The organism is Metabacillus kandeliae (assembly GCF_021166585.1).
In the GTDB taxonomy this organism is placed as follows: Bacteria; Bacillota; Bacilli; order Bacillales; family Bacillaceae; genus Metabacillus_B; species Metabacillus_B kandeliae.
This window is the reverse complement of record NZ_JAJOZE010000007.1, coordinates 68,523-87,214: the sequence shown is the minus strand read 5'-3', so window position 1 is coordinate 87,214 and position 18,692 is coordinate 68,523. Positions and strand designations below refer to the sequence as shown.

The following is an 18,692-nucleotide window of genomic DNA, read 5'->3' as shown; positions in this document are numbered from 1 at the left end:
GCTTTTCTATTTCTATTTTTTGAGCAGCAATGCTGATTCATGTATGAGGCGGACTTTATTTTTCCCAAAGTATTCAAGGGAATAAAATCCTGAGTAGTTCAATTCCTGAAGCATGGCCAAAACCGTCAGCATATCAAGATCTCCGCTGTAAACGTCCGTTTCTTTGCTTAAGTCCCAGCAGTCATGATTCCATAGAAGATTTTTCAAGTGAACATGAACGATACAGGCATCTTGAAGCTTCAATACTTCCCGCGGGTCTTTTTTATCCACCAAAAAATTAAACGGATCATACAGCAGGCACAGTGATGGAGAATTCACCTCCTTTACGAGCTGTGCGATGGAGTCCGCATCGTCTGCCAAAGTATGATTGTGCGTTTCAAGCACAAGCTTTACCCCGTATTTTTTCCCTTCACTGCAAAGCTCCCGTAGGGCTTCTGCCACAGCCCTTCTTTCCTCTTTTCCCGTGTCTCTGCTAGGCTGATGCCCTGCAAAGATACGAATGAAAGGCACTTGCAGCTGCTCTGCAGCCAAAAAAGCTTCTTGTACCTTTTTCACATCCTGCTGGCATGCTTCTTCTCCTTTTGAGAAGGATGTATATTCACTGAGAATCGGTATGGCAAGGCCATTCTTTTTATGATTTTCTTCAACTTTTGAGAGGTTTTGATTTTTTAAATGGCCCATCCACCATTCAATGCCATCAAGTCTGCACTGACTCGCTGCTGCTATCACTTCTTCTGCCGAAAGCTCTTTAAATCCTGTGGAGCACAGGCTGAGAGGAATATCCCTCATAGGAAATGCGCCTTTTTATAGGAGGTTTCGATCAGCTGGAGGATTTCTTTTCCTTCTTTGCCTGTAAGAGGTGCATCATGCTTTTTGAACACAGTCCCCATACCTTGATATAGAGGGATAAAATGATTTTCTTCATTAAATGAGATCTGCTTTTCTTCCTCCATGCTCTTGATCAAAATAAACTTCCCGGGAACAATGCGAATAGAGCCCTCAGTAAAAAACAGCTGTGTTTCTTCTTCATGCTCATAAGCATAGCCGTTTAAAAAAACAGAGGCAGGAACACCTGTATCGGTTTCCATTATAAGAAGCGCTGAACCCTCTACTTCTTTGACACTGAAAGACAGATAAGAGCTTAGGATTGAGACACCTGTTCCTGATAAATATAAAATCCTTTCTAATGAATGGCCTCCAAGGTTCATCAGGATTCCGCCTCCTGATTTCTTCTGATCAAAAAACCATTCCGGGCGGTTTAAAAAATAAGGCAGGCTTCTTTTATCCTGTATTCCAATCAGTCTTCCGAGCTTGCCGCTATCTGCCAGCTGCCTTGCCATCTTTATTTCCGGCCTGTATTTTTGTGTGTGCGCGACAAATAAATGCAGCCCCATGGAGTCAGCAAGGCTGATCAGGCGGTCGCATTCCTGCACAGTTTTAGCCATAGGCTTTTCAAGCAGTACGTGAGAGCCTGCCTGCAGGCATGCAGCAGCACATGGCTCATGGAGATGATGAGGCAGACAGATGACGCAGAGATCGGGTTTCTCCGCCTCAAGCATTTCTTCAAAGCGGGAATAAAGGGGAACGCCTAGTGTTATTGCTGAACGCTTTTCTGCATGCAGCTCGCATACGGCAGCAAGCTCAAATCCGCCTGCTTCCTTCATAGCTGAGGCATGAAAAGGAAAAATACCGCCTGCCCCGATCACCACTGTTTTCACTTTCACGAGCGACTGACTCCCCTCTTATTTAATGCCGGACGAATTCGCTCCTCTGACAAAATACTTTTCAGCAAAGAGGAAAACAATCAGAATCGGCACTAAGCTCATTAATGCAGCTGCAATCATATACTGTTCGTTGCCGTACCACTGCCCTGCCAGAGACAGAACGCCCATCGGAAGCGTGAAATTTTCTTTGGACGTCAGGAAAATCGAGGGAGCGAGTATCTCGTTCCATTTGGTCATAAATGTAAAAATGGCCAGTGTAGCCAAGTGGGGCTTAGCCATCGGCATAAAGATTTTCCAGAACGTCTGAAATGGATTGCAGCCATCAAGCTTTGCTGCTTCCTCATAATCCTTCGGAATATTCAGGAAAGCCTGGCGCATTAGAAAGATGCCGAAAGGCTGGCCGACCCACTCAAGTATCCACAAAGGCGTCAAGGTGTCAAGCATGCCCAGCTGCTTAAAAATGATAAATTGCGGGATGATGGTTACAACAGGAGGAATCATCATTGTCCCAAGCACAATAGCAAACAAAGAGTTCCGAAATGGAAAGTCAAGCCTTGCAAAGGCGTAAGCAATCATTGAGCTTGATAAAACCGCTCCAATAATGGAAAGCACTGAAACAATGATACTGTTCCATGTAAACTGGCCAAAATTGGACATTTGCAGCACATCAGGATAATTGCTCCACTGCACAGGATTCGGAAGCCAGTCAGGCGGCACCTTTGTATATTGCTGAAAGCTTTTGAGCGAGTTGAATACAGCTGTCAGGAATGGTAAAACCATAACAAGGGAACTGATGGCTATGAGAAGATAGCTGAACCATTTGAACTTTTTCTTCATGTATTTTTCCTCCTTCCGCTATTTATCGTAAAAAACCCATTTTTTCTGTACGAGCAGCTGAATTCCAGTAAGCAGTAAGAGTATTAGGAAAAGCGACCAGGCGATAGCTGACGCGTAGCCCATGTTTAAAAAGGAAAATCCTTCTCTATACAAATACAGCATCAGCACCATGCTGGCATTATTCGGACCGCCCATCTGGCTGATGTCATAATTCCCGCCTGTCATGACGTAAATTTGTTCAAACGCCTGGAAAGTAGAGATGGTTGAGAGGATCAGCACAAGAAAGGTTGTGCCTGAGATCAGCGGCATGGTTATTTTAGTGAATTTCCGGAAGGTTCCTGCACCATCTATATCTGCTGCTTCATAAAGCTCACCGGATATATTCTGCAGGCCTGCGAGGAAAATGACCATCATGTAGCCGACTCCTTTCCAGACCGCCACGCCAACGAGGAGCGGGATAACCAGATGTTCATCATTAAGCCACTTTTGAGCCGGCAGCCCAAGCTGTACAAGCAAGCTGTTGGCTGTGCCGAAACGGGGATTAAAGATGGCATCGGCCACATAGTTAATGACAGCCCAAGAGGAAATCACCGGCAGAAAATGAGCCATGCGGAACAATTTCAAGCCTTTCAGCTGCTGGTTCAGAGCCGATGCGAGAACGAGAGCCAAAAGCGTCTGGCACGGGACAAACAGTACGGAAAAATAGATGGTATTCCAGAAAGACTTCCAAAACAGCGGCTCATGAATCATCTTGTCATAATTTTCAGCACCGGCCCATTCTGGAGGATTCAGCAGATCATAGTTCGTAAAGCTGAAATAGAGCGAAGCGGCAAAGGTGATGGCAATAAAGATAAAATGAATAAGATAAGGAAACACCATCGCCAGTCCAAAAACTCCTTCAGACTTGAGAAAAGGTTTTCGTTTCTTCTTTATAAGCACGTCTGCGGCATAGGTTTGTTTTTTCAGCTGCTGCTCCATATCTTTCTCCTTTCTTTCCCAATCTCTCATTAGAGATGCTGCCTCTGTTCAGATAGAGCAGAGGCAGCAAGGACTTACTTTTTATTATAAAAATTGTCCAGAACCTGCTGAATTTCCGTGTCTGCTTTTTGCAGCGCCTGATCAGTTGAAGTTTCACCGCGGAAGGCAGGGTAGACCGTGTCAGTAAACTTCTGGTTCCATTCAGTCCAGACCGCATTCGTATCAAGTGTTCCAGCATAGCTGACAGCATCAAGGAACACTTTTTTGTGCTCCGGCGGAGTGCCTGATTTCAGGAATTTATCCGATTGGGCGACGGATTTTTTCACCGGCACAGATTCTCCGAGGTTCGCCCATTTTTGCTGCACTCCATCATTTGTCGCCCAGTTTTTGATCCACTTCCATGCAGCTTCTTCTTTTTTAGCATCCGTTTTGCTGCTGATTACCCATGAGTTGGCGATGATCGGCGAGAAGCGCTTGCCGTCAGGCCCTTTTGGAAGCGGAGCGACATCATAATTTAAGTGCGCTTCATTTGCAGCAAGCGTTCTCACATAAATTCCTGTGACCATTGCTGCACTGCCGCTTGGGAATGGTGTAAACGGACTCTGGAAGCTTTCGAGATCAGAAGGATCAATGATAACGCCTCTCTTCATTCCGTCCACAATCCAATCCAGCGCCTTCTTATTTTCCGGTGAGTTTACAGCAGACTTTTCAAGGGAAGGGTCAAGGACGCTTCCGCCGAATGCTTTCAGAATGGGAAACCATCCTTCTGTAATATTGAAAAATGAATAGCCGTACTGCTTTATGGAATCTTTCTTGAAGCCTGCCTCATCTGCTGTTTTGCCGCCAGAGTCAATGGTCAGCTTGGCTGCAGCACTCTTCAAGTCATCCCATGTCCAGTTATCTGACGGATAGGGCACTTTTGCTTTATCAAACATGTCTTTATTGTAGAAGAGCGCACCTACCTGAATGCCGGAAGGAACTCCCCAATACTTGCCGTCATTGTCTTTATCAAATTCAAGACCGTAATAATCTTCCTTCTTCAAATCCTTGTCTATATACTTTGTCAGGTCTTTAATGGCTCCCCTTTCTGAAAACTTGGAAACAAGGACACCATCTGAAAGCCACAGATCCGGCTGCTTTCCTCCGGCAATCTGAGTATCAAGCTTTTGGAAAAACTGGCCGTAAGGGGCTGTGACCGTTTTGATTTTGACATCGGGGTTGTTTTTTTCAAACTCTGTGATGATTTCATTCATCGTGGCATCTGTGGATCCTGAAGAGTAGTAGCCGAGTGTAAGCTCTGTTTTTCCCCCTTTTGCGCCCGTAGAGGAAGAGGTGCATCCGGAAAGCAGCATACTCGCAGCAAGCATGGAGGTAATGGCAAGGCCAGCCCATTTTTTCATTTTCATCGTCTTTCTCCCCTTTTTATCCGAATATTCAGTTATTTATTGGTGTTCGTTTTTCTGCGGAAAATTTCTCTGTAAGCTTTCTTGCATTTTCAGCAATGGTTATATAGCCTGCTGGATTTAGAAGTTCATCTGTATAAAGACAGCTTCCCACTCCGACAAAATCGGCTCCTGCCTGAAGAAAAGCTGCCATGTTGGATAGGTGTATACCCCCCGTTACCATAATTGGAATCCTTGGCAGCGGCGTCCGGATCTGCCTGATGTAGGCAGGGCCGGCAAAAGCCGCTGGAAAAAGCTTAACGGCATCTGCCCCATACCGAATGGCATCCATTATTTCCGTAGGAGTAAAAGCACCTGCAACAGATAGGCCGCCTTCCTCTTTTGCTGCCTGAATCACCCGTTCATCGCTGTGCGGAGATACGATAAAACGGGCTCCGCACTTGATAGCGGTCCTTGCCGAAGCTTCATCCAGAACAGTTCCGGCCCCAATAACCGCTTTTCCCTGAAAGGTTTCTGACAGCTGTTGAATAAGGCTGAAAGCCCCTTTTGTATCAAGTGTTACCTCCAGCAGCCTGACGCCTCCTTCAACAACAGCGTCAGCGAGCGGCTTCATTTTATCCATTGGAATATTTCTTAAAATAGCTGCCACCCCATAGTCTGCCAGGCTTTCCGCCTCAATCAGCGACACATTTTCACCTCCCTTCCCTGACTTTATAGCCCTACCAGTAAGGCTTCCAATCCTTTTTCAGCCTTGCAAGACCTTCTAGGTAAAAGTAATCTCCCCATAAAGAAGCTTCATCTACGCCAAGGTTTTCAGGCTTGGCATACACACTGTGAAGAAGCAGTGCATTTGATTCTGGAATTTTAGCTGTTGAATATTTTTCATAAAGGTTCTTGAGAATGATAGTGCCTGCATGTTGAAAATATTGCCTGCTTTCCTCATTTTCTGCATGCTTTGCCATTTCAAGAAGCCCGCAGGCAGCGATCGCAGAAGCAGAGCTGTCCTTTTCCTCTCCATCTGCATCTGAAAAGACTAAATCCCAGTACACGACCCCATCTTCAGGTGTTCTGTTCAGAAAATAATTGGCGAGTTTTTCTGCCATTGCCATAAATTCAGGATTGTCTGTATACAGAAAACTAAGCGGAAACCCGTACACTCCCCACGCCTGCCCCCGAGCCCAGCAGGAGCCGTCGCCATAGCCCTGATGTGTTTTTCCAAACTTCGCTGCACCTGTTTCAGGATCAAAAAAGAAAGTATGAAAGGTTGAAGCATCTTCTCTTACAATGCATTTCAGCGCATTTTCCGCATGGGCCGCCGCTGCTTCCCTGTATTTGCTGATGCCCGTTTCCTCGCTTGCCCAATAAAGAAGAGGCAGATTCATTAAGCAGTCGATAATAATCCTGCCGCGCTGAAGCGGATCATCAAGATTGCCCCATGCCTGGATGATGCGTGCCTTTTCAAAATACCTTCCCATCAGATGGTCTGCCGCGAGAAGGGCTGCTTCCCTGCCCTTTTCACTGCCTGTCAGCTTGTAGGCTGAAACACAGGAAAGGGTATAAAGAAACCCTAGGTCATGATGCTCGCAATCCTCTTTTTCTACTATTCTTTTATAAAAGCTCTCCACTTGTTCCTCTGCGGCCTTTCTGAACTTTTCCTCACCTGAAAGCTCATAGGAAAGCCAGAGAATGCCAGTCCAAAAGCTCGTCGTCCAGCCGAAATTTCCCCCTTTTGACTGCCCTGGCAACTGAGGCTCTCTGTGATGATACACGTTGCCTATTGTTGTATCATCCGGAAACAGGCCCGTAAACTTGGCAAGGTTTGCTTCTGTTTTCTTCACAGCTGCACTTATTGCATCAGCCGCAAAAGCTGTGTCAGCTGATGACAGCGGCAGCGGAAACTTTCTTCCTTCGTCAATAATGTTCTTCATTCATCCTGCTCCTTTACCGTGCTATTTTAACTCTTTCATATCCACCGGTTCCTGATCCTCGAAGGAATAGTTTTCTCCAGCCATTCCCCAGATAAAGGTATAGTTGCTCGTGCCGATGCCTGAATGAATAGACCAGCTCGGGGAAATCGCTGCCTGCTCATTGCGCATCACAAGATGTCTTGTTTCATCCGGTTCCCCCATGAAATGAAAAACTCTTGTATCCTCCTGCATATCGAAGTATAAATAAATTTCAGAACGCCTGTCATGCAGATGTGCGGGCATCGTGTTCCACATGCAATTCGGCGCAAGCAGCGTCATGCCCATCATCAGCTGGCAGCTTTCAATGCCGCCTTCATGAATATATTTATAAATCGTCCGCTTATTGGAATTTTTTTCATCCCCGAGGTGAACCGGTGATGCTTCTTTGATGCCGATTTTAGCTGTTGGATATTCTTTATGGGCGAGGGTTGACATTAAATAAAATTTGGCCGGCTTCTCTCCGTTTGCACTTTCAAACAGCACTTCTTTTTTTCCTTTGCCAACATAAAGGCCATCTTTTTCATCAAGAAAATAAGATTCACCGTCTACAGTGACTGATCCGCTTCCGCCGATATTAATGATTCCGAGTTCTCTTCTTTCCAGGAAAAAAGCGGTCTTCAGCTCCTCTTCCTCAAGCTTCAGAGCTTTTCCAGCAGGTAAAGCCCCTCCGAAAACCATTCTGTCCTCATGGGTATAGGTTAGTTTCACTTCATTTTCGGCAAACAATGACTCTACAAGAAATGCATTCCTTAATTCATCCGTTGTCAAACGCTTCATTTCATTGCTGCTTGTGCAGTGCCTTGTTTCCACTGTACTTCCTCCCTTTCAAAATAGCATTCTAGTAATTCAGCCATCCTCCATCTACCGCCAGTATGTGACCGCTTACATAATTGGAAGCTTCTGATGCAAGAAAAACAGCGGGACCAGCCAGATCAGCAGGCTCTCCCCATCGCCCCATTGGAATCCGCGATTTAATAAAAGAGCTGCGGTCAGGGTCATTTCTCAATGCTTCTGTATTATCTGTAGCCATATATCCCGGGGCAATCGCGTTCACACAGACACCTTTTCCCGCCCACTCGTTGGCAAGTGCTTTGGTGAGGCCAGCAATGGCATGCTTGCTCGCGGTGTAAGCAGGCACCTTTATACCGCCCTGAAACGACAGCATTGAAGCAATATTGATGATTTTGCCTGATCCTCTTTCAATCATATGTTTTCCAGCCTCCCGGCAAAGGAGGAACACGGCATCCAAATTTACATTCAGCACGTCATGCCAATCAGTGAGCGTATATTCCTCTGCCTGCGCTCTTCTGATGATGCCTGAATTATTAACAAGAACATCAATTTTCCCTGTACAAGCCAGCGCCTTGCCAATCAGATGGCTTCTCTCCTGCTCATCAGACAGGTCGCAGCTGATGGAATAGAAGGCAGTGCCAGCTTCTTCTACATCATGTCTTGTTTCCTCCATCGGGCTGATTCCCGCTCCAATGATATCAGCCCCGGCAGCAGCCATGGCAGCAGCCATTCCCCTGCCCAGCCCCCTGCTCGCACCTGTGAGCAGCACTGTTTTTCCTTGGAGAGAAAACAGATTCATATCATTTGGTATAATTTTTAACGCCTCCTTTTTTCCCATTAACATCATATTCTAGTTTATTTAAAGTATACTTGCGTTCGTTTTGTTTATATTAACACAATAATTTCCAGTTTTCTAGCAGTTTTTAGAAATTTCAAAAAACATGTTTAGAAGAGAACTTCGGCTTGCTCATTTTTTGCGGCCTTGATAAGTTTTGTATGCATGGTGAAAAACAAGGATAGAAACAGTAAAGATCATATTTCATTCCTGTTACAAATTGAGGAAATACGTGTTCAAGGTTTCTTTTTTTCTTTTATTTCGATACAATGCCCACTAGGTTACTTTTTAATTTTTGGCTGTGTTAAAGAATTTTTTGCGCATCCTGCGGGAGCATTATAAGGTGAGACTGCCTACTAAAATCATCAGCCAAATTTAACAAAGCCTTAAATTCATTGATCCATATTTTGAAAGGAGACTAACAATGAAAAAAATCTTATACACTCTTGCTGCCGGCGTGATGACGCTTTCCCTTGCCGCATGCGGAGCTAATGGTGATACGAAAAGCGCAGAAAAAGAAAACAAGGCAAAAACAGCTGAAAGCAGCGGACAGCAGGATCAGACAAAGCAGCAAAAAGAACAGCAGCAGCAAGCTGAAGCTATGCAGAAGAAAATGGAAAAGCAAAAAGTAGACGATAAAAAAACAGTCGCCCTTGTGAATGGAAAAGCCATTTTGGGCAGCGACTACAATACAGCCCTTTCCTCCACTCAGATGCAGATGCAGCAGATGGGGCAGGATCCGACTTCAGATGAAGCAGCCAAGCAGGTGAAGGACCAGACGATTGAATCCCTTGTCGGCCAGACGCTGCTGCTTCAGGAAGCAGATAAAAAAGGCTATAAAGCTTCCAAAACAGAGATCACAAAGCAAATGGAACAGCTGAAACAGCAATATAAAGGCCAGGACAAGCTGGAAGCTGCCATGAAGCAGCAGGGCATGGATATGAAAAAACTGAATCAGCAGATGGCGGACAGCATTAAGTTTACAAAATATATGGATAAAGAAGTCCATGCTGAAAAAGTAACAGACGAGGAAATTAAAAAGTATTATGACCAGTACTCCCAGCAGGCCCAAGGCCAAAAACTGCCGAAGCTTGAGGAAGTAAAGCCCCAAATTCAGCAGCAGATACAGCAGCAAAAGAAACAGGAAAAACTGAGCCAGATTGTTGAAGGCTTGAAAAAGAACGCAAAAATCGAAGTGAAAATATAATCCTGACAAAAGGAAAAGGCGCAGCGGATGTTATCCGGTGCGCCTTTTTTGTTTTCTCATTCAGCAAAAGTAACAGGCAGCTGCAGCTCTTCCAGCCTCTTTTGATAACGGCTGTTCAGCTCTGCATTTGTAATCAATTCATCGATGTCCTGCATTTCGGCGAACTTGATGAGTGCCGTTTGTCCGAATTTCGTGTGATCGGCAAGCAGTGTGATGTGGTCTGCCACTTCGATGATGCTCTTTTTATAATCAGCATGAAAGCTGTTGAAAACCGTCAGGCCGTGTTCCAGATCAATTCCTGTTGTGCCGAGAAAAAGCTTGTTGACACGCAGTCTTTCTAGTGCCTGCTTGGAAAGCGGGCCGTAAAGCGTAGCAGAAGCAGGAATTTTCAAACCGCCCAGCATCAGCAGCTGTATTTTTTCCTGTGCGACAAGTATATTGGCAATTTTTATATCATTGGTGATTACTGTAACCGGAAATTCGCCAAGCATCTTGGCGAGCTCTATAATGGTGCTCCCTCCATCAAGGAGAATGGTATCTTCTTCTTTGATAGCAGCAAGCGCCGCTTTGGCGATGCTTTTCTTTTCAGTGCCGTATTTTTGCTGCCTTAACGCAATTGGAAGAATGTTGCCGTTATCAGGGAGCACGGCTCCTCCATAAATCCGCTTCAGCAGACTTCTTTTTTCAAGAGCAATCAAGTCCTGGCGAATGGTCTTTTCTGTTACTTGAAAAGCTTCGCTCAGGTCTGTTACTTTTATCATTTTTTCCTGCTCAAGCCTCCGCAGGATTTCTTCGTGTCTTTCAATGAAATGCATGGATTCTCCCTCTCTCTCTTGGAGCTAATCTATTTTCTTTCTATTAAAACGATAGATTTTCCTTTTTGGATCACATTTTATTAAAAATTTTTTATTTTTTTGGTCTGTTAAATTTGGATGTTGATTGCAGTACTTAGGCGTCCGCCTGCTGTCTGCCACTCCAATCTTTTTTGTAAGCGGGTTCATTTTTTCCTGATCATAATGGTTTCATTTTTTCAATAGGATAAAAGACAAAGGGATTTATAGAGGGGGATTCCATGTTCACCGAGCTGTTTTTGCTTGCTGTTCTGGTGTTTATTTTACTAAGCCTCTTTTTTTATATTCGTTACCAAGTGGTTTACAGCATGCACCTTGGCTTGTTCCGCAAAAGCCTCTATGCTCTTTTTTGCATCGGCATTATTATCGGTTCTATCACTCATTCTATCGCTTTTTCAGATTGGCAGCTTCTCCTCAAGGCAGCAGGATTTATTGTATTTATTGATTTAGCCATCTTTCAGACACCGAACATACAGAAGATTGGCTCTGCTGAATTCCAGCATACCGATTTGATAGAAAAAACCATCACGCAGAATGAAAAAACGATTTCTTTTATGCGGAGAAAATCCAGTGTGTTTTCGTTTCTCGTACAAGAAGGAGAATGGATGACAAATGAGGCTGATCCAATAGCCTCATTTAAAGACTATGAAAGGCAGCTGACTTTTATCATCCAGCAATATACCAGCCAGTTTGATTTCGATTTCCGGATATATGAGCTCGCTGATACAGAAGAGCATACTTTTGATGAAGGCATTATCCAGATTCTCAGCAGCACGGAGAACATCTACAATATAGATATTCCGAATAAAGAAGATGTAACAGAAAATTTGGCTCATGCCCAAACGATTTCATTTGATGAGGACAAAATCGTTTTAATACCCATCTACAGCCATTACTCCTATCTGATTGTTCTGTCAGCAAATAAGGGACCGATCATGGAGATTGACGCGATTCATCTTGTTAATTTAGTCAGCATGTTTGATTGGAAGCTGCCGTCACCATTCGACAAAAGCGATACTCGCTGATTCCTTTAAGGAGTGTTGCTTTTCCTTCTTTTTTCATATAGATAAGTGAGCAGATTTCTTGCGAGGAGCGATCAGTGATGAGTAAGGAAAACAAATTCAATTCAAAAAAGCCAAAAAAGGTGACTACCTCAAATATGGGCTATAAAGTCTCTGAGGAAAACCAAAAGCTGCTAAAGCTTTTGAAAAACCTGAAAAAGGCCTAGCATTTGCTGATTGGATGGCAATGGCAGCCTGCGGTGTATTTTTATTTTATCAGCAGGACAGATACCCTTTATTGGTTGAGTCCAGCCCGCAGGACCTCGCCGCTCCCATTGCCCAGCCCTGTATCAATACATAATAAGACCGTTTTACTGTCCTTCCCCTCCTTTTATCGTTTGCGAAATGCCATACCAGATGATATCCACCCGATCAGATACCCTCGCAATCTCCTGGTAAACCCAGCCTGTCAGATCTCTCCACGCTCTGTTTTCCTGCTCCATCGGCACGATGCCCTTTGTTATATCGCAGCCAATAAGGAGAAGCTGCCTTTTCGGATCTTCTTTTTCCCATTGGTTCCATTCTGACAGCAGCAGGCTGAAATAGGCCAATGCCTTTTCCTTGTCTTCATCAGCCTTCTTTTTAATATACCGTTCCATCCCTTCAATGACTGTTTTCTCTTTAAAGGGAACAGCTAAGGAATCATTCTGATAGGCTGAGAGCCATAATGTCTCAAATCTTAAGAGGTGATACTGCTCCTTTACCCATTTTCTTTTCCCGTTATAGGCCCCGCCTGTAATAAAGTGCATGTTATTTCCCCTGTTCAAGTTTGATTTCTTCTATGGCAGCCAGCCGGAACGCAGGCTGCTTTTGAAAATACAGTTTATATCCAGCTCCAGGAGACAGTCTCCACTCCCAAAATGCCTTTTTATTTTCAGAAAGAAGCGTAAGCAGGCTTCTGATCACCCCTCCATGGGAAACAATGGCTGCAGACGCGGCATCTTCTGCCAAGACAGCTTCACGTATGGACTCCCAGCCTTCTGACACCCTTTCAGAAAAAACCTGCATGCTTTCCCCTGAAGGCGGCACCTCTGAAAAAGGATCAGCAAGCCATCTCTGATAGTTCTCCGAATGCTTTAACTCCTCGTAGGTTTTTCCTTCCCAGTCACCGAAATTCATTTCTCTCAAATTCGTTAAAAGAACAGGCCTGGTTTCCGGATAAAGGAAGGCAGCAGTCTGAATGCACCGCTTCAAATCACTCGTATAAAGCAGCTCAGGCTTTTCCTGGCGCTGATGTTTAAGACGCAGGATGCCCTCTTCCGCTAGCGGTTCGTCAAGCCAGCCGCAATAAGCATGCTGCTTATTTTTTTCTGTCAGACCATGCCTCCATAATGAAACAGCCACAGCATCATCCATAGCAAACATTCTCCTCCTTCAAGACAAGCTCCTAACGTGTCCCCGGTCATTCCTCCGAATTCGCGGATAATAAACCTTTTTGCCAATAAAAAGATTGCTGCTGCCCCAAGGAGAAAAAAAGAGAGAAGATGCAGAAAAAAGCTGGCGGCAATTAAAAAGAGCAAGCATCCGCTATGTAAAAAGGCAGTTCGCCTGTCTTTAAGAGTGCTGTGAAAAAAGAAGGCAATTCCTTCTTCTCTTGCTGGGGGCAGGCTGATCAAGAGCCTCCCTGTCACAGCCCGTGATAAAACAGGGATGATAATAAGCAGGGCATAGCCTGCAGGCGCCAATTGCTGAATGCTTTCATAAATAAAAAGAAACTTTGCAAAAAGCAGGATGAGAACGGAAAGAACGCCAAAAGCTCCTGTTCTCGGATCCTTCATAATCTCCAGCCGCTTTTCCCTGTCCCTATAGGAAAAATAAGCATCACAGGCATCCATCCACCCGTCAAGGTGAAGCCCTCCTGTCAAAAGGATCGGAAAGAGCCAGATGATAAAGGCGCACGCTAAAGGAGACAAAGGGGTATAAGAGGCAAGAATATACAGCAGAACAGCCGTTATGCCTCCAAGAACCAATCCGATCAAAGGCAGGCTCTGCAGCATGCTGTACACTCTGCTGCTGTTCATTCCCAGTTTTCTTTTAATCGGGATCGACGTAAAAAATTGCAGGGAAAGGAAAAATCCCGCCATACTGTTTTTCATCTGCTTCAGCTCCTGTGTTCGTCATTCGATGCTCTTGGCGCTTTTTTAATGAGCGGCATGCCGTTTTCAACAAGATAGGCTGCATCCGCCATTTTTACAATTTTTTGATGAAGGCTTCCAAGCAAGGAAAGATACTGCCGCACTGAGCTTCCGTTATAGACTGGCGGCTCCTCGAAAACTTCATTTGATACAATAATAAATGTATGACAGGCCCTGCTGAGGGAAGAAAGGTCCTGTATCATATCCGAAAAAACAGCTTCCTTTTCCCTTTTTGGCCCCTTGCCTGCAAACAGCTCATTTGAAGCTAGAACTGTCAGACAATCAAGCAGTACAGCATCTTGTTTTGTAAAGCTTCCGGCAAGGCTGCCGATCGCTGTTTCCTTCTCAATGGTGCGCCACTCTCTTTCCGCTTTTGCGCGCTCCTGCTTATGCCTTGCGATGCGTTCTGCCATTTCAGAATCTGCTGCCCTGCTTGTCGCAAGGCAGATGAGATGATCCGCATCTGATTTCATAGCGAGCTCTTCCGCAAACGTGCTCTTGCCGCTTCTTACCCCGCCTGATACAAAAATCAGCATGCTGCTATCCTCCGGTTATAAAACGCTTCAGCACTGCTTCCAAGCTGCCATCAGCGGTTTTTTTTATTTGTGAAGATGCCAGAAGAACCTCTATTTTTTTCGATGTGCCGTATTTCACCGTATAGTGCTGCACTGCCTGAATAACTGTTTGAAAGTATTGGCTGTCTGTCAGCAAGCCATCAATCAAAACATATAAGTGAACCTCATTTTGCTCCTCTGCCTCAAACAAATCAGTGTTTCCTATTTTTTCATGCCTGACTGTTCCTTCATTACGTAAAATCAGCGTGTTCCCATTTGGCAGTGCAGCAAAATCCGTGCCGAATATAAAATCAGTGTACCAGCCGAACCCTTCTCCACTAGAAGTTGATAGCGTTTTCATGGGAAAATTCGCTTTGTATGAACAGTGGTGATCACTTATTGCAGCTTCCCCTTCAAATGGTGACTGGTTTTCACTGGGTCTGACGCTCAAAAGTATTTGCGGCCTGCTGTGAAGAGGATGATAATGTCTTTCTATCTCTGTTTCGTATACTGCTTCAATCAATTCTTTCTGCAGCACCTCATAGGGATGGCCGATGGCTTTTATTGCACCGCTTTTAAGCAAGAGCAGCCTGTCGCAATAAAGGCTTGCCAGGTTCAAATCATGAAAGATCGCGATAACCGTTAATCCTTCCTCTGCAGAAGTCTTTTTTAAGGATGACAGCAGCTCATGCTGGTAATTTAAATCAAGATGATTTGTCGGTTCATCCAAAAGCAGCAGACTGGGTTCCTGTGCCAGCGCCTGTGCTAAAAAAACCCGCTGCTGCTCGCCGCCGCTCAGGGAGTGAATGGAATGGTCCGATAAGGGCAGGATGCCTGTTTTCTTCATCACACTCTCCACTGCTTCCTTATCTCTTTTGGCTGCCCTTGGCAGAATTCCCTTTTGGTAAGGATACCTTCCCATGGCAACTGTTTCCTTTACCGTGAGATCAAACGGAAGATGATTCAACTGGGGCAGCACAGCCATCACCTGAGCTCTCTCCTTTGGATTATAATCCTTTAAAGGCTTTCCATTTAAATCGATGCTTCCCTTTGAAACAGGCAGAAGGCCTGAAATCAGCTTCATCAGCGTTGTTTTTCCGCTCCCATTCGGGCCTAATATGCCAAAGAATTCACCTTTTTTAACATGCAGGCTAAGCGAGTCGATGACCTCTTTTTTTTCATAGCCTCCTGAAACAGATTCCAGATTCAGCATGCGGCACTCCTCCTTTATTTTCGATTACTAAACAGAATAGCAGCAAAAACGGGCGCGCCGATGATGGATGTGATAACGCCAATTGGAAGTTCTGCTGGAGAAATAAGGGTTCTTGCCAATAAATCAGCAAGAATCAGCAGCCCTCCGCCAGCCATCATCGACAAGGGAAGGAGATGCCTGTTATCTGACCCAAACAAAAACCGGCATATATGCGGAATCACAAGACCAACAAAGCCGACAGCCCCTGATACAGCCACTGCAGCTCCTGTCAGTACAGAAGCAGCGATAATAACAGTGATTTGTTTGTTCTTCACTTTCATGCCGATATTGTGCGCCCGTTCATCTCCGAATGCAAAAGCATTCAGCTCTCTTGATTGAAGAAAGAGAACGGCTGAGCCAATGATGACAAAGGGCAGTATCATTTGAACATACGGCCATCCTCTCATGGAGACGCTCCCGAGAAGCCAGTTCATAACCTCCCTCAGCTCATCGCCTGTTAAGGCAATAATAAGCGAGATAAAGGACCCGAGAAATGTATTCGCAATTACACCTGCCAGAATGAGCGTTTCCATAGATGTCCTGCTGCGGGCCGCATACGCGAATAAGAGGACAAGAAACATCGTAAGAGCAGCGGCAAGAATACTAAACAGCGGCAAAGTAAAAATGCCGAGAAAATTAATTCCGAAATAAATGGAAGACACTGCCCCTACAGATGCTCCAGATGAAACGCCAAGTGTATAGGGATCAGCAAGAGGATTTCTCAGCAAAGCTTGAAAAGCCCCTCCTGCAAGTGCAAGAGAAGCTCCAACTAAACAAGCAAGAAGAACCCGGGGGAGACGAATTTCATAAACAATGCCGATAAAGGAAGGGTCAATGCCTTGTACAGCCCCGCCCCTGTGCAAAATAATCCGGACAATATCAGAAAACGGCACAAAAACCGAGCCTGCTGAGATAGCGGCGAAAAAAGCCGCTAGTAACAGCACAGCGCAGATGGTGTATTGAAAGGTTAGATTATTTCTTATAAATGTCTGGATAGATGATCTTTGCAAGCTCTTCTGCTCCTTCCGCAAGCCGCGGACCCGGTCTTGTTACCTGATCTGAATTCACATTGTAAATTTCTTTATTTTTAAGAGCACTGACACTCTCCCAGCCTTTTCGGCTTTCAATTTGTTTCACCGGGTCCTTAATGTAGTCTCCATAGGTTGTGACAATGCTGTCCGGGTTCAGCTTAACAGCGGCTTCCTCTGTCATCTTAGCCCAGCCCTTGGCATCCTCGGCGGCATTTTTTGCTCCTATGGCTTTTAAAATTTCATCAATAAACGTTCCTTTTCCTGCTGTAAAAATATCTGGTGCAGGAGAGACTTCCACATACACCGTTTTTTGCTGCTCAGCTGAAATGGATTTCGCTTTTTGTTTAATCACAGCTATTTGATTCTGCATTTGTCTGACAGTTTTTGCAGCTTCTTCGCTTTTCCCTGAAGCTTTGCCAATCAATTCAATAGATTTGTATACTTCATCAAAGGTTTCGGCATCATTGACAACAAGCACTTTTATTCCTGCGTTTCTTAACTGATCAAGGCTGTCGCCTGAAGTGTTTAAGCTTGATTCGTGAGCAAGCACAAGATCCGGTTTCATGCCGAGGATCTTCTCAACATTCAGCTTTTCGGCATCGCCGACTTTTTCCTTTTTCATTGCCTCTTCTGGATAATTATCAAAATCAGAAACACCCGTAATGTTTTTGCCCAGCCCCAGGTCATACGCGATTTCTGTATTGCTTGGCATAAGCGACACAATTTTATCAGGAGCTTTATCGATCGTTATTTCTTTTCCGGCAGCATCCTTTACTGTGACTGGAAAAGAAGCTTTCTCTGCGGTTTGAGAAGCAGCAGGCTTGTCACTGCCGCTGTTCTGGTCAGCCTGATTGCATCCTGCAAGCATTCCTGCCGTTAATAAAAGAGGTAATAGGATAGAATAAATTTTTTTCATCTTCGTCCTCCAGCATGATTGGTATTTTAAAGCACCGTTCAATTTGCCATAGTGAAATGGCAAAGAAAAAAATAAAAAGCACCTCCCTGTGTGTGGGAAGTGCTGCCGGCATGAAAAGACAAATGCTTTTTCAACAATTGCATCTTTAACGGCACCTTCCTATTCCTCGTAGGTTTAAAGGTGAAATGGCTTCAGGCAGGTCTCCTGGCTCTTGATCATCGCAAGTCTGCTCCTTCCCATGCTTTGCACAGTGGATATTATGCAGAATTGCTCCCAATTACAGTGGCGGGACCGCGCTGGAATCACACCAGCTTCCCTATTATGCCGATCATGTGAATCGGCACCTGTACCAAATCGATATATTGGCTTTTTTTAATAAGCCTTATGTAACAAAGCTATTATACTCTTTTTTTTGCAGAGCGGCAAAAGAATCCGTTTTCTTTGATGCAGCTATAAATTTTAAAAAATCCAATAACATATAAAAAGCGGCCCTTTAAAAAGAGCCGCTTTTTTTCCGCTGGTTATCTTCCGGCAAAAGTCCTGAACAGTTTCCTGATAATGTAGAAAAGGATGAAAAGCCCGATAATATTCACCATAAGGCCAAGCAATGACCCAAAAGCGCCCATATGGCTGAACATGCTGCCAAAGAGAAGGCCGGTCAGACCGCCGAAGAAAAGTCCTCTCATGAAAGAACCTCTGGTGCTTGATGCTGGCTTTCGGTAGGCTCTGAATTTATTGTAGTTGTTATAGCTTTTCTTTTGCTTAAACATCGAAGGTGATTTAAATCCGCCTCCAGAACGGAAGCCTTTTGCACTGACTGTGTGGTCCTGGTTAAAGCTGATGAAGTTGCCCGCAGGACTGAACAGCAGGGTGAACACGATAAAGGCTGATAATAGTTTCTTCATATTATGTTTTAGCTCCTTTAGTTAAATGAGTATGATATATGTTATTCCTTTGCCAAGCCTGTTTTAAGCCTTTCTTAACAATTTTTTTGAACTTTTTTTGTAGCCAGCATGCTTCTGATCCAGTTTTTCATCGATGGTTTCAAGCACTTTTGTGTCATTCAGCATTTCCTGTTTGTTGATCCTGATCAGTTCTTCCATGTTTTTAAACACATTTTTCCTCATGGCTTGCTTCCTTTCTATGGCC

The 18,692-nt window shown here is 44.6% G+C and carries 21 protein-coding genes and 1 riboswitch; of the genes, 2 read left to right on the top strand and 19 right to left on the bottom strand.

The annotated features are described in order from the left end of the window. Window positions 1-12: 12 nt before the first annotated feature. The 9 genes from LRR81_RS14860 to kduD all read right to left on the bottom strand — a co-directional run bounded on the left by LRR81_RS14860 (window position 13) and on the right by kduD (window position 8,500). Window positions 13-789, bottom strand: a complete 777-nt coding sequence (locus LRR81_RS14860; RefSeq protein WP_231790168.1) for a sugar phosphate isomerase/epimerase family protein — start codon at window positions 787-789, stop codon at window positions 13-15. Then, entirely contained in the window at window positions 786-1,724 is a 939-nt protein-coding gene (locus LRR81_RS14855) for a Gfo/Idh/MocA family protein (RefSeq protein ID WP_231790167.1), read from the bottom strand. The genes LRR81_RS14860 and LRR81_RS14855 overlap by 4 nt, the downstream gene beginning before the upstream one ends. 18 nt (window positions 1,725-1,742) lie before the next feature. Beyond that, window positions 1,743-2,561, bottom strand: coding sequence for a carbohydrate ABC transporter permease (locus LRR81_RS14850; RefSeq protein ID WP_231790166.1), 819 nt, complete (start codon window positions 2,559-2,561; stop codon window positions 1,743-1,745). An 18-nt stretch (window positions 2,562-2,579) separates the two neighbouring features. Next, window positions 2,580-3,539 (bottom strand): carbohydrate ABC transporter permease, encoded by a 960-nt coding sequence (locus tag LRR81_RS14845; RefSeq protein ID WP_231790165.1) that lies wholly within the window; start codon window positions 3,537-3,539, stop codon window positions 2,580-2,582. Between the two features lie 74 nt (window positions 3,540-3,613). Next, window positions 3,614-4,945, bottom strand: a complete 1,332-nt coding sequence (locus LRR81_RS14840; protein WP_231790164.1) for an ABC transporter substrate-binding protein — start codon at window positions 4,943-4,945, stop codon at window positions 3,614-3,616. A 28-nt stretch (window positions 4,946-4,973) separates the two neighbouring features. After that, window positions 4,974-5,630: a bifunctional 4-hydroxy-2-oxoglutarate aldolase/2-dehydro-3-deoxy-phosphogluconate aldolase gene (locus LRR81_RS14835; protein ID WP_231790163.1), complete on the bottom strand. Its 657-nt coding sequence runs from the start codon at window positions 5,628-5,630 to the stop codon at window positions 4,974-4,976. A 31-nt stretch (window positions 5,631-5,661) separates the two neighbouring features. Then, window positions 5,662-6,870: a glycoside hydrolase family 88 protein gene (locus LRR81_RS14830; protein WP_231790162.1), complete on the bottom strand. Its 1,209-nt coding sequence runs from the start codon at window positions 6,868-6,870 to the stop codon at window positions 5,662-5,664. A gap of 21 nt (window positions 6,871-6,891) precedes the next feature. Then, window positions 6,892-7,719 (bottom strand): 5-dehydro-4-deoxy-D-glucuronate isomerase, encoded by an 828-nt coding sequence (kduI, locus tag LRR81_RS14825; RefSeq protein WP_231790161.1) that lies wholly within the window; start codon window positions 7,717-7,719, stop codon window positions 6,892-6,894. A 28-nt stretch (window positions 7,720-7,747) separates the two neighbouring features. Continuing rightward, window positions 7,748-8,500, bottom strand: coding sequence for a 2-dehydro-3-deoxy-D-gluconate 5-dehydrogenase KduD (kduD, locus tag LRR81_RS14820; RefSeq protein WP_231790234.1), 753 nt, complete (start codon window positions 8,498-8,500; stop codon window positions 7,748-7,750). A gap of 460 nt (window positions 8,501-8,960) precedes the next feature. On the opposite strand from kduD, the gene LRR81_RS14815 reads away from it, so the two are divergent. Beyond that, window positions 8,961-9,743 (top strand): SurA N-terminal domain-containing protein, encoded by a 783-nt coding sequence (locus LRR81_RS14815; protein ID WP_231790160.1) that lies wholly within the window; start codon window positions 8,961-8,963, stop codon window positions 9,741-9,743. Between the two features lie 56 nt (window positions 9,744-9,799). Here the strand turns inward: LRR81_RS14815 and LRR81_RS14810 are convergent, their stop codons facing one another. After that, a complete protein-coding gene (locus tag LRR81_RS14810; RefSeq protein WP_231790159.1) occupies window positions 9,800-10,558 on the bottom strand; it encodes a DeoR/GlpR family DNA-binding transcription regulator in 759 nt (252 codons plus the stop codon). A gap of 257 nt (window positions 10,559-10,815) precedes the next feature. Between LRR81_RS14810 and LRR81_RS14805 the strand changes: the two genes are divergently transcribed. After that, the gene (locus LRR81_RS14805) at window positions 10,816-11,619 is read left to right on the top strand and encodes a type II toxin-antitoxin system SpoIISA family toxin (protein WP_231790158.1); all 804 of its coding nucleotides are present in this window, start codon (window positions 10,816-10,818) and stop codon (window positions 11,617-11,619) included. Between the two features lie 347 nt (window positions 11,620-11,966). On the opposite strand, the gene LRR81_RS14800 is transcribed toward LRR81_RS14805, so the two are convergent. The 9 genes from LRR81_RS14800 to LRR81_RS14760 all read right to left on the bottom strand — a co-directional run bounded on the left by LRR81_RS14800 (window position 11,967) and on the right by LRR81_RS14760 (window position 18,670). Continuing rightward, complete coding sequence (locus tag LRR81_RS14800) at window positions 11,967-12,404, bottom strand: bifunctional adenosylcobinamide kinase/adenosylcobinamide-phosphate guanylyltransferase (protein WP_231790157.1); 438 nt, start codon at window positions 12,402-12,404, stop codon at window positions 11,967-11,969. A gap of 1 nt (window position 12,405) precedes the next feature. Further along, window positions 12,406-13,011 (bottom strand): histidine phosphatase family protein, encoded by a 606-nt coding sequence (locus LRR81_RS14795; RefSeq protein WP_231790156.1) that lies wholly within the window; start codon window positions 13,009-13,011, stop codon window positions 12,406-12,408. Beyond that, a complete protein-coding gene (gene cobS, locus LRR81_RS14790; protein WP_231790155.1) occupies window positions 12,969-13,751 on the bottom strand; it encodes an adenosylcobinamide-GDP ribazoletransferase in 783 nt (260 codons plus the stop codon). The genes LRR81_RS14795 and cobS overlap by 43 nt, the downstream gene beginning before the upstream one ends. A 5-nt stretch (window positions 13,752-13,756) precedes the next feature. Further along, complete coding sequence (locus tag LRR81_RS14785; protein WP_231790154.1) at window positions 13,757-14,326, bottom strand: bifunctional adenosylcobinamide kinase/adenosylcobinamide-phosphate guanylyltransferase; 570 nt, start codon at window positions 14,324-14,326, stop codon at window positions 13,757-13,759. Window positions 14,327-14,330: 4 nt separating this feature from the next. Continuing rightward, window positions 14,331-15,557 (bottom strand): heme ABC transporter ATP-binding protein, encoded by a 1,227-nt coding sequence (locus tag LRR81_RS14780; protein WP_231790153.1) that lies wholly within the window; start codon window positions 15,555-15,557, stop codon window positions 14,331-14,333. A gap of 14 nt (window positions 15,558-15,571) precedes the next feature. Then, complete coding sequence (locus LRR81_RS14775; RefSeq protein WP_231790152.1) at window positions 15,572-16,606, bottom strand: FecCD family ABC transporter permease; 1,035 nt, start codon at window positions 16,604-16,606, stop codon at window positions 15,572-15,574. Next, the gene (locus LRR81_RS14770; RefSeq protein WP_231790151.1) at window positions 16,569-17,543 is read right to left on the bottom strand and encodes an ABC transporter substrate-binding protein; all 975 of its coding nucleotides are present in this window, start codon (window positions 17,541-17,543) and stop codon (window positions 16,569-16,571) included. The genes LRR81_RS14775 and LRR81_RS14770 overlap by 38 nt, the downstream gene beginning before the upstream one ends. A gap of 177 nt (window positions 17,544-17,720) precedes the next feature. After that, a riboswitch (cobalamin riboswitch) is annotated at window positions 17,721-17,906 on the bottom strand. A gap of 158 nt (window positions 17,907-18,064) precedes the next feature. Then, a complete protein-coding gene (locus tag LRR81_RS14765) occupies window positions 18,065-18,448 on the bottom strand; it encodes a hypothetical protein (RefSeq protein ID WP_231790150.1) in 384 nt (127 codons plus the stop codon). A 63-nt stretch (window positions 18,449-18,511) separates the two neighbouring features. Then, window positions 18,512-18,670, bottom strand: coding sequence for an FbpB family small basic protein (locus LRR81_RS14760; RefSeq protein WP_231790149.1), 159 nt, complete (start codon window positions 18,668-18,670; stop codon window positions 18,512-18,514). Window positions 18,671-18,692: the final 22 nt, after the last annotated feature.

Bases quoted from the DNA above. Each gene is read 5' to 3' on its own strand.
- LRR81_RS14860 (WP_231790168.1), bottom strand. From the start codon at position 789: ATGAGGGATATTCCTCTCAGCCTGTGCTCCACAGGATTTAAAGAGCTT.
- LRR81_RS14850 (WP_231790166.1), bottom strand. From the start codon at position 2,561: ATGAAGAAAAAGTTCAAATGGTTCAGCTATCTTCTCATAGCCATCAGT.
- LRR81_RS14845 (WP_231790165.1), bottom strand. From the start codon at position 3,539: ATGGAGCAGCAGCTGAAAAAACAAACCTATGCCGCAGACGTGCTTATA.
- LRR81_RS14840 (WP_231790164.1), bottom strand. From the start codon at position 4,945: ATGAAAATGAAAAAATGGGCTGGCCTTGCCATTACCTCCATGCTTGCT.
- LRR81_RS14830 (WP_231790162.1), bottom strand. From the start codon at position 6,870: ATGAAGAACATTATTGACGAAGGAAGAAAGTTTCCGCTGCCGCTGTCA.
- kduD (WP_231790234.1), bottom strand. From the start codon at position 8,500: ATGAATCTGTTTTCTCTCCAAGGAAAAACAGTGCTGCTCACAGGTGCG.
- LRR81_RS14815 (WP_231790160.1), top strand. From the start codon at position 8,961: ATGAAAAAAATCTTATACACTCTTGCTGCCGGCGTGATGACGCTTTCC.
- LRR81_RS14810 (WP_231790159.1), bottom strand. From the start codon at position 10,558: ATGCATTTCATTGAAAGACACGAAGAAATCCTGCGGAGGCTTGAGCAG.
- LRR81_RS14805 (WP_231790158.1), top strand. From the start codon at position 10,816: ATGTTCACCGAGCTGTTTTTGCTTGCTGTTCTGGTGTTTATTTTACTA.
- LRR81_RS14800 (WP_231790157.1), bottom strand. From the start codon at position 12,404: ATGCACTTTATTACAGGCGGGGCCTATAACGGGAAAAGAAAATGGGTA.
- LRR81_RS14795 (WP_231790156.1), bottom strand. From the start codon at position 13,011: ATGGATGATGCTGTGGCTGTTTCATTATGGAGGCATGGTCTGACAGAA.
- cobS (WP_231790155.1), bottom strand. From the start codon at position 13,751: ATGAAAAACAGTATGGCGGGATTTTTCCTTTCCCTGCAATTTTTTACG.
- LRR81_RS14785 (WP_231790154.1), bottom strand. From the start codon at position 14,326: ATGCTGATTTTTGTATCAGGCGGGGTAAGAAGCGGCAAGAGCACGTTT.
- LRR81_RS14780 (WP_231790153.1), bottom strand. From the start codon at position 15,557: ATGCTGAATCTGGAATCTGTTTCAGGAGGCTATGAAAAAAAAGAGGTC.
- LRR81_RS14770 (WP_231790151.1), bottom strand. From the start codon at position 17,543: ATGAAAAAAATTTATTCTATCCTATTACCTCTTTTATTAACGGCAGGA.
- LRR81_RS14765 (WP_231790150.1), bottom strand. From the start codon at position 18,448: ATGAAGAAACTATTATCAGCCTTTATCGTGTTCACCCTGCTGTTCAGT.
- LRR81_RS14760 (WP_231790149.1), bottom strand. From the start codon at position 18,670: ATGAGGAAAAATGTGTTTAAAAACATGGAAGAACTGATCAGGATCAAC.